At 40.6% G+C, this 13,478-nt stretch carries 13 protein-coding genes and 1 pseudogene; 5 read left to right on the top strand and 9 right to left on the bottom strand.

Annotated features, from left to right (window positions below; translation table 11 throughout):
• From BOD01S_RS02490 to BOD01S_RS02500, 3 genes are all read right to left on the bottom strand, one after another.
• On the bottom strand, positions 1–1,410 hold the full coding sequence (locus BOD01S_RS02490) for a DHA2 family efflux MFS transporter permease subunit (protein ID WP_036155294.1): 1,410 nt from the start codon (positions 1,408–1,410) through the stop codon (positions 1–3).
• Between the two features lie 538 nt (positions 1,411–1,948).
• Positions 1,949–2,158, bottom strand: coding sequence for a DUF6366 family protein (locus tag BOD01S_RS02495; protein ID WP_036155296.1), 210 nt, complete (start codon positions 2,156–2,158; stop codon positions 1,949–1,951).
• Between the two features lie 128 nt (positions 2,159–2,286).
• On the bottom strand, positions 2,287–2,826 hold the full coding sequence (locus BOD01S_RS02500) for a hypothetical protein (RefSeq protein WP_036155301.1): 540 nt from the start codon (positions 2,824–2,826) through the stop codon (positions 2,287–2,289).
• Positions 2,827–3,322: 496 nt separating this feature from the next.
• Between BOD01S_RS02500 and BOD01S_RS23495 the strand changes: the two genes are divergently transcribed.
• The 4 genes from BOD01S_RS23495 (at position 3,323) to BOD01S_RS02520 (ending at position 8,607) form a co-directional block, all read left to right on the top strand.
• Positions 3,323–3,937 carry a hypothetical protein gene (locus BOD01S_RS23495; RefSeq protein ID WP_052124873.1) on the top strand — a complete coding sequence of 205 codons (615 nt, stop codon included), beginning with the start codon at positions 3,323–3,325 and terminating at the stop codon, positions 3,935–3,937.
• 336 nt (positions 3,938–4,273) lie between these two features.
• Complete coding sequence (locus tag BOD01S_RS02510; RefSeq protein WP_036155303.1) at positions 4,274–6,394, top strand: methyl-accepting chemotaxis protein; 2,121 nt, start codon at positions 4,274–4,276, stop codon at positions 6,392–6,394.
• Between the two features lie 285 nt (positions 6,395–6,679).
• Complete coding sequence (locus tag BOD01S_RS02515) at positions 6,680–7,165, top strand: PH domain-containing protein (protein WP_036155305.1); 486 nt, start codon at positions 6,680–6,682, stop codon at positions 7,163–7,165.
• The gene (locus BOD01S_RS02520) at positions 7,165–8,607 is read left to right on the top strand and encodes a PH domain-containing protein (RefSeq protein WP_036155490.1); all 1,443 of its coding nucleotides are present in this window, start codon (positions 7,165–7,167) and stop codon (positions 8,605–8,607) included. Before BOD01S_RS02515 ends, BOD01S_RS02520 begins: the two co-directional genes overlap by 1 nt.
• Positions 8,608–8,867: 260 nt before the next feature.
• Here the strand turns inward: BOD01S_RS02520 and BOD01S_RS02525 are convergent, their stop codons facing one another.
• The 5 genes and pseudogenes from BOD01S_RS02525 to BOD01S_RS02540 form a co-directional block, all read right to left on the bottom strand.
• Positions 8,868–9,137, bottom strand: coding sequence for a hypothetical protein (locus tag BOD01S_RS02525; RefSeq protein WP_036155307.1), 270 nt, complete (start codon positions 9,135–9,137; stop codon positions 8,868–8,870).
• A gap of 368 nt (positions 9,138–9,505) precedes the next feature.
• Positions 9,506–9,724: pseudogene (locus BOD01S_RS02530) on the bottom strand (ABC transporter permease subunit); the annotation flags it as partial.
• 11 nt (positions 9,725–9,735) lie between these two features.
• On the bottom strand, positions 9,736–9,909 hold the full coding sequence (locus BOD01S_RS22800; RefSeq protein ID WP_156117039.1) for an alpha/beta fold hydrolase: 174 nt from the start codon (positions 9,907–9,909) through the stop codon (positions 9,736–9,738).
• A gap of 394 nt (positions 9,910–10,303) precedes the next feature.
• Positions 10,304–11,554 (bottom strand): MFS transporter, encoded by a 1,251-nt coding sequence (locus tag BOD01S_RS02535; RefSeq protein ID WP_088321742.1) that lies wholly within the window; start codon positions 11,552–11,554, stop codon positions 10,304–10,306.
• An 18-nt stretch (positions 11,555–11,572) separates the two neighbouring features.
• The gene (locus tag BOD01S_RS02540) at positions 11,573–12,163 is read right to left on the bottom strand and encodes an ArsR/SmtB family transcription factor (RefSeq protein ID WP_036155311.1); all 591 of its coding nucleotides are present in this window, start codon (positions 12,161–12,163) and stop codon (positions 11,573–11,575) included.
• Between the two features lie 288 nt (positions 12,164–12,451).
• Here BOD01S_RS02540 and BOD01S_RS02545 point away from each other — a divergent pair, with 288 nt between their 5' ends.
• Positions 12,452–12,832, top strand: a complete 381-nt coding sequence (locus tag BOD01S_RS02545; protein WP_036155313.1) for an SLAP domain-containing protein — start codon at positions 12,452–12,454, stop codon at positions 12,830–12,832.
• 63 nt (positions 12,833–12,895) lie between these two features.
• Here the strand turns inward: BOD01S_RS02545 and BOD01S_RS02550 are convergent, their stop codons facing one another.
• Complete coding sequence (locus BOD01S_RS02550) at positions 12,896–13,390, bottom strand: LURP-one-related/scramblase family protein (protein WP_036155314.1); 495 nt, start codon at positions 13,388–13,390, stop codon at positions 12,896–12,898.
• Between the last annotated feature and the right edge of the window lie 88 nt (positions 13,391–13,478).

Here is a 13,478-nt window from a genome sequence, read left to right on the forward strand (position 1 = left end):
TTAATGACTCGGTCTGCTGTTTTTAATGAAGAAAGATCCGATCAAGCCTAAAACTGCGACAATCAATACAACGATAAAGGCGTGCTGGACACCGTACGCCAGCATATCAAGCGGCTGGCCGAAACCATGCTTTTCTGTATAGCTGTTTTGGCCGGCTGTAAACATCGTAATCGCCACGGCTGTACCGGCAGCCCCTGCCACCTGTGTCAAAGTATTCATCGCAGCTGAACCGTCAGCATATAGCTGAGGTGGCAATTGATTCATCGCATTTGTCTGGGACGGCATAATCGTCATTGATACGCCGACAAAGAAGATACATAATGTCCCGACAACCTGCCATACTGGCGTTGTGGAGGACAGGATCACTAACATTAAAATAGAGCCTATCGTGATAAGTGTATAGCCGATGCGGGTAAACACACGTGCCCCCACTTTATCAAAGTTTGAACCGACAATCGGCGACATAATGATATTTAAAATATTTGCCGGTAACATAAGTAGACCTGCCGCAACTGATGTATAGGCTAACACACTTTTCAAATACAGCGGGATTAAGATGGCTACTGATAAAATCATAAATAATGTTGCAACCATCAATGCGGTACCTAAGGCGAACATTGGATATTTAAACACTTGCAAATTGATCATCGGTTCCGTCATGCTGAATTGGCGTAAAACAAATAAGACCAATGCTGCAATCCCTACAACAAGCGGTATCCAAACAATCGGATCAGAGAATGAACGCTCTGCCAATGTAGCTAACGCATAAACAAATCCGCCAAACCCGATTGTTGAGAGCAGTAGTGAAATCACATCAATCTTGGGCTTTGTAATAGTAGAAACATTTTCCATTTTCGGCGCACCAATTAGTAATAATACAATATATAAACCAATCATGATCCAGAAAATATAGTGCCAGCTTGAAGAGCTGATAATTAATCCCGCAAGCGTTGGTCCTAGTGCCGGACCTGCAGTTAATACTAGCCCAACGATCCCCATTACAGGGCCCCGTTTTTCTACAGGGAATATCATAAGGATTACGCTAAACATTAATGGAAGGAAAATCCCCGTTCCAATTGCTTGAATTAAGCGCCCTACCAATAATACGGTAAAGCTTGGAGAAACGGCAGCAAGGACTCCGCCAATTAACGAAATGACTAAAGCGCCTACAATTAACTGGCGCGTTGTAAACCAGCGAACCAAATATGCTGATAGCGGTACTAAAATAGCTAAAACTAATAAATATCCGGTCGTTAGCCATTGGCCTGTTCCCGGGCCGATTTTAAAATCTGTCATGATGTCTGTTAACGCCATGTTTAAAGCAGTTTCACCAAATAAACCGATGAACGATCCAAACATTAAGACAGCAGCCATCCATTTTGGACTTTTGACTTGTAAATGTGATTGCATGTGTAACTTCCTATTCTTTTTTAGATTTCCTGCAGTATAGAAGGATAAGGAATGGTTAACCATTTAACGCTGTTCCCTTATATACCGAACGGTCTATTCGCTACTATAACAAAAAAAATCCTAGAAATTCAATGCAAAATTTAACCCCTCCCATACCCAAAGACACATTTCCGTCACATTTAGATTCTTAACTTGGATATTTTCGGAAAATAAAAAGAGTTGTGTGAGCACCTTTGAATTATGTAAGCGACTTCATTTCAACCACTCTCATATTGCAATCGCGTGCTAACAGTTCTTGTTCACTCAGATAGAATGGCTTCTATTTTTTCAAGTGCTTTTTTAGAAAATATATAAAATCATTATTCTAGTTACATGATATCCCTTTCACTATTTATGTAGTTATTTATCAAAAATTAGAAAGAAAACAACTGTCTCTATGTATATCATTAGCATTAATTCAAAAATGGTGGAGAGGCTTTAAGCTGCAAAAGCATCCTCCCCACCATTCAATATTGCATTTCCACAGGAATTTCCTACATTAAAATAATAATTGGTAGATGAAATAACCTATAAGGAATACTGTTATTAATACTCCGATACCCTTCCATCCCAAATCACCTGCTAGATCAGTTAGACTACCATTAGCAGCTCGATTAAAACCTTCCTGTAGTGAGCCGGCAGTGTTACTTTTCAATTCCTTCTGTCTTAGTCTTTCCCTCTCCTCTGCAGGCTGCTCTTTTCTTTCCAATCGCCTTCCCCCTCTTTTGACTGGCCTTCTCCGGCTATTGTTATCATTTCTTTTTCCTACAAGTTTGAAAAATGGGAGTTTTATTCAAGCTAGGCTTTATAAGTAGATTATCGCTTAACATACCCTCTTTAGGATAATTTGTTTCTAATTCGATGCAGGAACGACAGGGTCGCCATAAATATAGTTACTCCCCATAAAAACAATCCTCCGTACGTTACCACATACACCCAACCGGCTAATCCTTCTGCGTATCCTTTTGGAAGCACTCCTAAAAACTGAAGAGCTGTCAAGAAACTGACTAGAACCGTTAATGCGCCGACAGACCATCCTGATATGATTAATAACCATTTTGGAAATTTCTCTCCCCAGGAAGTCACGAAGGTTAATGCATATAAAGATGCCAGTACTGCCAGGACAGCTGTGAAATCTATACCGTGGGTGTATAGTGTGTATAAAAAAGCAGATCCTTCCTTCAATGCGGCGCCAAAGTCTGCTACACTTTGCACAGCTTGTTTTGTTGTAAGCCCTACAGTTGATCCCCATGCCCACAGTGATTTTAAAATTGCATACGGCAATAGAGCAAGGGTAGCAACATAGCCCCATCCCTTAGTCACATAAATTTTATCAGGCGTATCTGTCCTTATACTTTTCTCATATTTCAAACCCAAAAGACATTCTCCCTTCTCCTTTGAGCAATGAAGTCCATTAGCTTTAAAGTCTACATTAAAAACTAAGTCTTCAAAAACTATAAGCAGGTTCCTCCTACTTTTTATATCCTCTAAGCAGATTACATTGCACACACTTTCCGATTGATTCTGGATATACTTTTTAATTGTATCTATTTATCGTGGAGAAAGGCTTATGGAATAAATTGTATTTCCGAAACCGTTCATATAAACTCCTTCCTGATTTGAGCCCATAGTCTGTTTGTTCAATAGTATGGTCCGTTTTTTAAACAAATTTATTTCCCTTACACTTAATACCGCAGTCTTCCAGCCGCTAATTCAAATATAACAAAACGGCCAAAAACCGTTCAGTGTTAATGTTAAATATTGTATAGGATTGTCTTAAATCATCTCCTTCTTTCAATGACTAGGTCATTAGACCAATTCGGTGTAGTCACTTTTCATACAGTACAATATCCGAAGAAGAAGGAGCGATAACATGACTTTTCCCCCAAACGGATTCCCAGGCGGATTCCAGGGAGGGTTTCCAGGTGGAATGCCTAGTGGAATGCCGGGTGGATTCCCAGGCGGCGGCCAAGGCGGATTCCCAGGTGGATTCCCAGGTGGCGGCCAAGGCGGGTTCCCAGGTGGATTCCCAGGTGGCGGCCAAGGCGGGTTCCCGGGTGGATTCCCAGGCGGCGGCCAAGGCGGGTTCCCGGGCAGCTTCCCAGGCGGCGGCCAAGGCGGGTTCCCAGGTGGGTTCCCAGGCGGCGGCCAAGGCGGGTTCCCAGGTGGATTCCCAGGCGGCGGCCAAGGACAGGGCAGCTCAACAACCCCTCCGCCTCCATCCCAGCAAACTATTAATCGATATCAAAGTATAAGGCAAAACCCTGCTCAAGCACAAAGTATGCTGCAGCAAGGTGGTCAAAGCGGCATTACAAGATTCGCAGCAGGCTGTGATGGCAGATGGACGATCGTTCTCCTGCGCAATGGCCAGCTATTTTTAATGTATGTGCTTTCCTCAAATGTAACGGGTAACACAACAGGTATTATTTGGCCAAATTATACTTTTGGCTCATTCCCATCCTCAGCGATTGCAGCTTACTCTTGCTAGCAGAATGTTAGGTGTCCCGTTTTATACCGTCAAAAAAAGCTGTCCATTTAGGATAGCTTTTTTGTTTTTAAAGTAACAAACCATTCTTTTAGAGCCATAACGCCAAATTGCTCCTTCAGCCCAGAAGCACTCCTCTCTTTACATTTACCGTATTATTTTTCTCTCCTTTTAAATGTGTCTTTCTGTACTTCCTCACACCCAGCTTTAGGAGAACATTGATTTTTATCAAGAAAATATTAATTAGCCCTAAAAATGTGTAACCAAATATTCCTTTTCCTTGGGTAATTGTATATAATTTATAAGTCTTGTATAGGAAAGAAGAAGGGGAATGGATAAATGAAAAGAAAAAATAGTATCGTTTTTAAACTCTCGGCTTTAATTATAGGTATTTTCACAGTACTATTTGTTGTCTTTGCTTTAATGACGAGTATAACTACCCATAAAGAAACGGTAAAAAGTGCGGAGGAATTTGCCGTTACTGATACGGAACGTGTCGCATTAAGACTAAGTCAGCAGTTCAGGCAGGTCGATGAATCGTTAACGACAACAAAGAATGTTTTAGAAACGTTATATGCAGAGAAAAAACTTCGGGCAGCAGAGATTCTTACAATCTTAGAGGCAAATTTAGAAGGAAGCCCGAATGCTGTTGGGATGTCTATTATTTTTGAAAAAGACGCACTGACAATAAACCCGCTCTCTACTGAGGAGCAACAACTCATTGATCCACAAGGAAGGTTTGCTGCTTATTTACAAAAGACAAGAAACGGTTACGAGCTAAACCCTGCATCAGATTACGATAAACCTGGCCTGGGGGACTGGTATTTAGTTCCTAAAAGCGAAAAAAAGCCAGTATTTCAAGAACCGGTTACATATAATATAGATGACAAAGAAGGCACTATGACGATGCTGTCCGTCCCTCTTTTAACAAAGGACGGAAAATTCCTCGGTGTACTGATGGCCAGTATTTCACTAAATTTCTTAACAGATTTAACAGAGGAAATTACGCCTGCTGGAGGATACGCTAGTGTCATTTCAAATGATGGAACAGTCATTGCCAACAGCTTGAAGGATGCGATGAACGGGACAAATATGAAGGATGCGATCGATTGGAAACCGGTCAAGGATGCGATAGACCGCGGGGAAACGACATCTGTATACGTGGATTCTAAAAGCTTTAATGAACGTGCTTTCAATTCATTTGCACCGATTCAACTGGACGGTTTTGATGAAACATGGACAATTCAAACAGTTCTGCCTCGCTCGGTAATTATTGAGCCTTTCGAAAAAATCGCTATTATAACAATCTTTGGCGGTCTTGTTATTATGCTGCTGATGGGGCTTTCAACAGCTTGGTTTATTAACCGTCATATCAAGCCGCTTACAAGTGTCCAAAAATCAATGGAGCATGCAGCAGCTGGTGATTTAACGGAAAAGGTTGATACGGCACGTCTGAAACAGGACGAAATAGGCTCTGTTGCCACATCATATAACTATATGCTGGACCAGACGAATCAAGCACTTGCTGAAGTACTGGAAGCATCTTCGCGGCTCACTGATTCCTCCGCGATTGTCAATCATGCATTTGAAGAAATTGTCGCTTCCAGCCAGGAGGTTTCCGCGGCGATAGGAGAAATTGCATTAGGTGCATCGAAGCAATCAGAAGATACAGAGGAAACAAGCGAGCAAATTGGCAGACTTGCAGATCAAATTACGTCTATCTCCACTCTTTCAGATACGATGGATCACTTATCTCAGCAAAGTGTCCAATCGACTCAGAACGGGCTGGAGCAGGTTGCGCGTCTTCGTGAACAAAATGAGGTTGCCAATCAAATGAATGAACAAGTTGAACAACAGATACATGCTTTGACTGATAAAATTGCGGGCATTAATCAAATCATTACTTCTATCCAAGACATTACAGCTCAGACAAATCTACTTGCATTAAATGCAAGTATTGAAGCGGCACGTGCCGGTGAACATGGAAAAGGCTTTGCTGTTGTAGCTGAGGAAGTACGCAAGCTGGCAGAGCAATCCAGCAATGAAACAAGCACCATCCAAAAAACTGTCCACGAAATTTTAGAGCAGTCGAAAGCAACAATTGAAGTAGTAAATGAGAACACTAAATCGATGAAAGACCAAAATGAATCTGTTGCAAGTACAGGTCAATCCTTTACTCGAAATGCCGAACTGACAGAAGAAATGAATAATATCATCGCAGAACTATCTGCCAAGCTCGCTGAGATGGTCGCAAACAAAGACCAGGCTATTTTCGCCATCCAGAGTGTTTCAGCCATCTCAGAGGAGACAGCTGCTTCTGCTGAGGAAGTAAGTGCCTCTTCTGTCGCACAGCAGGATGAATTACAAAAAGTAGCGGAATCTGTTCACCACCTGACACGTATTTCGTTGGAATTAAAGCAGATTGTTGAGCGTTTCAAGCTCGCTGAAGGCAAAGAGTAAACTTAGATACCGTCATAGTGAAATAGCTTCCTATGGGTTTCATCAGATGAAGACATATAGTAACGAACCAGCTGCCATTTTTGGAGCAGCTGGTTTGTTTTTTCGTTAGACAGCCAATCGATTATCATTTATCCATATTTTCATTATGAGGACTGCCTGGTTTAGAATCCCTCCCCTTTCGTTTAAAGCAGGAAACCAAAACAGGCATGTTTTCCCAAAAAACTTGAAACTATTCGTCGCTCTTATCCGTAAGTAAATGGAAGACAGCAAGAAAAGGAGTATTGTATGGACGTTACATATTATAAAATCTCAGAGAAAACCTCTAAAATCCGTAATATAAGCGAGGTGATCACATCTGTTCTAGCAATCATTGTTTTAGGAGTATTACGTATTTGTACCGTTATGTTTTCCTGGTGGAGCTGGGTTGATTATGTTCTATACGGCTTGTTTGCCATTACTGTGTTAGGCGCATTATGGTCGATAGTGATCGAACACCCGCTTTTTTATAAAACATTCCGTTATGGGATGACAGACGATTATCTCTTTATTAAAAGCGGTATCTTTACCATTTCGGAAACAGTCGTGCCAATGGCAAAGATTCAGTCAATCGATTTAAATCAAGGCATTCTTATGCGTAAATTCAATGTTTTTTCGGTTACTGTGACAACGATGAAAGGCCACCATACCATTCCCTATTTAGAGGAATCGGTCGCAAAACATATACGCGAGGAAATTGCGAAGCTGGCCCGGCTAAAGGAGCTGGATGAATAATGACTTTCCGATATCCGAAAATAAAACTACTATATGATGTCATTTCATTGATTCAAGGCTGGCTCTTCCCTATCTTTTTCTTTTATATTGTCAGGTTTACTAGCGACGGGACATTCTGGATTACCTTAAAAATCTTGCTTGGTATTGTGTTAATAGTGGGATTATTTAACCGCTTCGGAGAGACGTTGTTTACACATGTGGAATTCTTGGATGAAGGGGCGCACGTTTATACAGGCGTATTTTCTAAAAAAGAACGCTTTGTACCAAAGGAAAAATTCGAAAACATTCAAACTTCCGCATCCATTATTCAAAAAATCTTCCGCGCAGCTCAAGTAACGATGGAAACAGGAGACGCAACAGGTGATATTGAACTTACGTTTGTACCGCAGCGCTTCGTTCCTACGCTGGAGTCTTATATATTGACCGCAAACGTCAGACCAAGTGAAGAAAATGAGATTGAGCCTGAAACACAACAAGTAGACAAGCCCGTCCGGACGACGTTATTTACGCCGTCCACAACAGATTTACTAAAGGCATCCTTGACTTCCTTTAGCTTTTTGGCGATCTTCCCGGTTATTGCCTCGCTATGGTCTGACTGGAAGGTTGGTGAGTGGCTGCCATTTGAAGTTTCGGCACTTCCACTGGCGCTGATCATCATCCTTATTGTTTTATTTGTGATTCTTGCCATTGCATTCGGTATTTTCAAAACGTTCAATGCCTATTACCGTTATGATATTTCGATGGATGATGAGCGTATTTATGTAAAGAAGGGCTGGCTATCTTCCCAAAGCTTTTCCATCCGGAAAGAAAAGGTACAGGCCGTTATTTATAAGCAAAGCCTTTACCAGCGTTTATTAAAGGTGACGACTATCCGCCTAATTTCTACCGGAGAAATACTTGCTTCCGAAGAACAGCAGATTAATGAATTTTTCCCGTATTTACCGACAGCAAAAGCAAACGAGCTTATCGCACAAATGCTGCCGCATTTTACTCGGCAGCAGCCGGAACACCAGGCGAGCAACAAAGCAAAAGCCTTAATTTTTTTTCGACTTCCGATTTTTAGCTTCGTTGTACTACTCGGCGCATTTTGGAAGGACATCTTTTTCTACTTGGCAGCCGTTACACTTTTATATACTTATATAGCCCGCTATTTACAATATAGCCATTTATCGTTTGCGATGAATGAACGCCACTTACAAATTACAACCGGCGCTTTTACAATTGAAACAATTGTGACGAACCGACCGAAGCTCATCGAAATGGAATGTAAAAGCTCTACGTTACAGCGGCGTTTTAACGTCATGGACATTCATGTTGCAAACCGTGCCAAGCCGATTCATATTAGTACACTGCAGGATATCGATGAAGCATTCCGCACGGTCTTTATGCAATGGTTTGAAGCGCGTAAGCATGATATACATTATGAGCGGCCTTCAAGCTAAATAAGAACATATAACAAAAACGCTCACCCACATAAGTTCAACATAAAACTGCTAGTTTGCTACCGATTGATTGTATCTTTTGAAAAAGTTGAATTGTAATTTACGATCAAGCCTTAATTTCCAAATAAACCCCTCGTATTTTAACCCACATTTGATTAAAATACGGGGGTTATCTGTTTCTCGCTTTTTATTAGAAAGACCAATTACAGAATATAAATTTAAAACAAAAACATTCACCATTTGAACCCGAAAGCTCAAACTTACTCTTTAAAAGTCTTCGCATACTCATATCCTACTATTATCAGCCCTAATACTGTCAATATTATGCCTATAGCAAAGGGAAGCCCTAAAAATAATGACTGTGCAACTTCATTGCCATATTGCTTCTCCCCAAAAATGACATACCATAATTTCGATTTTCCGGTCCATCCTGTAATACTAGTTGCATATATAGCGCCTGAAATGATAATTGCTGAGGTCATTATTAAACCACCCAGCATGATAAATCCACCGATGATCGTTCTTTTCAAGCATTTCTCCTCCCAGCTGTTTTTTAAATGATTTTTAATTGGTTAAGAATATTTTTGGAAATCTCTATTTTATATTAACAGAAATAACCAGTAGGACTTCCCCAAAATCCCCGGTTTTATTTAAAATAACCAATTAATTTTATAAAACTGCAGCAAGATTACATATTTTGGTTATTTAATCATAATACACAATAATAAAAGCGTAAGACATCTACGTTTCTCAAGCTATTTTAGTCATACTCTATTCTCGGCTAAAATTCCTTCCCCAGTCATCCCGCCTGATTTCTGTTAGAACGCCTATTTTTCACTCCCCTTTCGAGAATCAAAAAAACGCCTGAGAATGATCACTCATTTCCAGACGTTCTTCGTTACTTCGCATTGCGCGGATCTAGTGCATCTCGCAGTGCATCACCAATATAGTTAATGGATAAAACCGTTAATAGCGTAAGAATACCCGGTGCAATCCACAGCCAAGGCTGCGATGTCAATATCTTAATCGACTGTGCACTCGACAGCATATTTCCCCAGCTCGCCTCAGGTGGCTGTACGCCTAATCCTAAAAAGCTCAGTGCTGCTTCATCCAATATAGGTACACAATTTAATAATCCTCAGCCAGCGGTGTTAACCATGGCTTGAAATCTGAATGGTCACTCCCAGGACCACCGTGCACAGCGACCAGCACTGGTTTTTTTACCATTTTTGGTCCTGCTGGAATATAACCGGAACCTTCTACATCAAAATAAATCTTCGTTCCATTAATCGATGCAAACATTTTCTTCCTCACTTTTACTCTATTTTTTAACCACAATATTGTAATAATCTATATTCCTATTTGTTTGGTCAAGTTATTATTTCTATGTAACTATAATACGAAAGACCTTGAAATGTACAATCAAAAAAACACTATGGATTTCCAATACAAAAATAGATACGCAATGGAAATAAAGCGAATGAAAAGGCGCAGTAAGCAATTTATTAATAAACCGACGACTATATCATTTAGACTATTAGATCCAGCATTACATCGGTGTCATGGTTGAAGGAGCGGCTGAATGATAAGCAGGCTAGAAGGTGGAGAAACAAAAGGGCGGCATACCGAGGAAGATAGATTGGTTCCTTTTAAAAAGAATAGCCTCTCCTAAAAGTCTGGCGAGGCTCCAAAAAAATCAGTTCATTTCTTTTACTACTTTCGAGTTTAGTATAAATAAGATAGAAATGACCACGATGAGAATTCCACATACGAGCATAATGTTAGAGATTGTTAGTTTCAGGACGAGTGCTAGTGAAATGCAAGCGTAGGAAAGCGGAACGAGACCATTAGACGAGGCATTGATTAAGCTCATTACCCTTCCCATTTTTTCCTCATCACTTTGCTCTTGTATAGTAGAGATAAGTGAAACATTGATAATTGATGAGAGGACTCCCATCATCGAAAGCAAAGCAATCCCCTGCCAAAGAACGCCGATTTGACCAAGCAGGGACAGAAACATGCCAAGGAAAGTGATCATAACGAGAATCATCAATCCCCTTTTCTTTCTAATATTTAATATTCCCGCTATGATTGCCCCAACAAGCATGCCTCCTTGATAAGAGCTCTGCAGGAAACTTAAATCTAATGCTGCTCCGTGAATCACTTTATCCACTATAAGAGGTATGCCCATCAGTAGAGGACCAAAAAAGAAGAAGTTAATTATTATAAGAATGAAAAGCATATTTTTTAAAAAGGGCATCTTCCAGACATAGGTGAAGCCTTCTGCTAACTGTTCTTTTGCCGAACCCTCTTTCAGCAGCGCTGCAGCTATGTTATCTTCCTTTATTAGAAATGAAAAAGTGAAGGTCAGCATTAAAAGAAGGGCAATAATAGAAAACAAAAGGCTGAACGATCCGACAGTAAGTATCCACCCACCAATCATCGGGCCGGAAAACATGGCAATCTGATTGGAGCTTTGTATAAATGAATTGGAGCGTGTAAGCTCGTTTTTTGAGACTAAAGACGGCAGCAGCGATGTGTTGGCAGGAGAAAAGAATGCATCTAACACACCAAATAATAAGGCAAAGCAAACGAGCGGCCATAATTCGAGTATACTCATTTGAAGAAAAATAATCATCGTCACGACTAGTAAACACCTTACCAGACTGGAAACGAGCATGATTTGAGACCTTTTATAACGGTCAGCCCACACACCGCCGACCGTCATAAAGATCACACGCGGAATCATCGTCACCATCATGACAATTCCAAGGGCACTTTCTCTATTTAGGACGGTAATAATATACCACTGCTCTGCAAACAAATAAGTAGATAACGCTAAAAAAGAGGCTGTACTTGAAAGCCATAAAAAAACAAAGGCACGGTTTTTTAGCAAACTGGCAGAGACAGCTTCTTTCTTATCTAAAATCGCTTGATCTCTATTCAAAAGAATCTCCCCTCACAATCATGATTTGTTATTAAAAAGAGGCTCCTCGATTTGAAAGGCAGTAGTCATTAAATAGTAATTTTGTTTTTCTTCGTCCGTATCGTCTTCTTCAAGCATTTCTAAAAGCTCCCTATACTTACGTGTAAACTCAAGAAATTTTTCCTTGCTTACTCTACATTCTTTTTGAATGGAAAGCTTTGGCCATTCTTCTACATTGGAAGAATGTAATTCAAAAGCTTCATCTGGAGCTGTTAACACTCTTGTTTTCGCACGGTCAATCACTTCCAAGTATGATTGTCTAGTAGCTTCTTTTGCTTCTACATAATTTAATAAATGATCCGCAGGGATGAACCCCCTCGCTACTGCCTGATAAAACTTCAGTATATTCCCTCCCCGTTCTTCTTTTCTTACAAGTTGGATAATTTCGTGCTTCTCCAATTCACGAAGATGATAAAGAATCTTTGCTCTCGATAAGTTAAGCTCTTGAGCAAGCATCTGCCCTGTATGAGGCTGTTCAACCAGCAGCATCAGCATTTTTGTTCGTAACGGGTCACTAATTACCTTTAATTGTTCATAGCTCTCAATAATAAAAATCGGCTTTTGCTGCATCATTCATTCTCCTTTTTAACCGGTTAATTTTTATTAACTGTAAACCAAAGTTCAGGAAATGTAAATACAGACTTTTCCCTCTATTCAAAAAATACATTTCCTGCCTCCAAAATGAATAGATAAAAATCGGCTATTACCAAAATAAACATACAGCTTATTTACCGATAAGTGCCATTGACGCTTATTTTTTATTAAGTCGTATACGCAATTAACCGAATGGGCTTTTGCTGATACGTCCCACCTGCTTACATTACGTATGATAAACTAAAGAAAAAGGAGGTGGCCTCTATGCAGCAGCTGCAATTCGAAGCATCGTGGCAAAAATCATTGTCTGCCAAAGACCGGGACCTGATTGAAACAATTTTTAACGAAACAAGATACAGCGGTGATTTCCCGGTTGTATTCTCTTCCATTAGAGAAGCGATCAACTATAAAAAGGACCTGTTAATTACCGTCCTTGTGCACAATTTTTCTTCTTCTCCTCTCACATTTGAGAATATACGACTCGTCTATTTAAACGGTCAGGATGTATTGGCAGACTATACATTTACGCTGCCGGCACTCATAATCCCGCCTTATACAAGCATGCCCTGGACACTTATTTTTCCTGAGGGCAGCTATACAGCAGCCACTTCCCCTTTAAAAGGCCGGCTGGAAATACACGATTAAAACGGCATAAAAAAACAGGGAATCCACCAATGGGTTCCCCGCTCATTATCAACACTCCCTACATTAAGTCGCCGCACTGGATGCCGCCGCATGATCAGCCTTCACACAGTCAATCGCCACTACAAGCGCAATCATAATCTTCTCCATCTCTTCCTTAACTATTTCCACCTTGTAGCTGTCGCCCCATGTGAACCATTCCTTGTTTACCTTCCCGACGACTTCCCCATTCTGGTACACCTGAAAGTTCATGTCCCACCAGTTCCCCTGTACTTCGATGCCCGCCGCTTCAATCGTATAGCGTGCTTTCAGGAAAGAAAACTCCTTCTTAATCGTCATTACTTCCGTGCCATTCACTTCTACAAAGAATTTCGGTAGAAAGCTGAACATCTTTTTCGTAATAAGAGCCACTTCCTCCCTTGCTGTATTCATAATAGTGAAGGTCTTGGGGATCTGCATAAAGCTCCCCTCCACAAAATACACATCGTTTTCCTGCTGATCCTTCACGGTAAACTTGCCGCTTAGGCTGAATACCTTCTGCTTGATATAAAGTTCCTTCATAATGTATTTCTCCTTTCGGCTCATTTTAAAAATTCACATCTATTTGTAGATGGCTTTATCAATCACTTTTATAAACTCGCAAAGAAAA

It is taken from the genome of Lysinibacillus odysseyi 34hs-1 = NBRC 100172 (genome assembly GCF_001591965.1).
GTDB classification, from domain to species: domain Bacteria; phylum Bacillota; class Bacilli; order Bacillales_A; family Planococcaceae; genus Lysinibacillus_B; species Lysinibacillus_B odysseyi.

Excerpts from the sequence above, each read along its gene's own strand:
- BOD01S_RS02490 (WP_036155294.1), bottom strand. The coding sequence starts at position 1,410 with ATGCAATCACATTTACAAGTCAAAAGTCCAAAATGGATGGCTGCTGTC.
- BOD01S_RS23495 (WP_052124873.1), top strand. The coding sequence starts at position 3,323 with ATGACTTTTCCCCCAAACGGATTCCCAGGCGGATTCCAGGGAGGGTTT.
- BOD01S_RS02510 (WP_036155303.1), top strand. The coding sequence starts at position 4,274 with ATGAAAAGAAAAAATAGTATCGTTTTTAAACTCTCGGCTTTAATTATA.
- BOD01S_RS02515 (WP_036155305.1), top strand. The coding sequence starts at position 6,680 with ATGGACGTTACATATTATAAAATCTCAGAGAAAACCTCTAAAATCCGT.
- BOD01S_RS02520 (WP_036155490.1), top strand. The coding sequence starts at position 7,165 with ATGACTTTCCGATATCCGAAAATAAAACTACTATATGATGTCATTTCA.
- BOD01S_RS22800 (WP_156117039.1), bottom strand. The coding sequence starts at position 9,909 with ATGTTTGCATCGATTAATGGAACGAAGATTTATTTTGATGTAGAAGGT.
- BOD01S_RS02540 (WP_036155311.1), bottom strand. The coding sequence starts at position 12,163 with ATGCAGCAAAAGCCGATTTTTATTATTGAGAGCTATGAACAATTAAAG.
- BOD01S_RS02545 (WP_036155313.1), top strand. The coding sequence starts at position 12,452 with ATGCAGCAGCTGCAATTCGAAGCATCGTGGCAAAAATCATTGTCTGCC.
- BOD01S_RS02550 (WP_036155314.1), bottom strand. The coding sequence starts at position 13,390 with ATGAAGGAACTTTATATCAAGCAGAAGGTATTCAGCCTAAGCGGCAAG.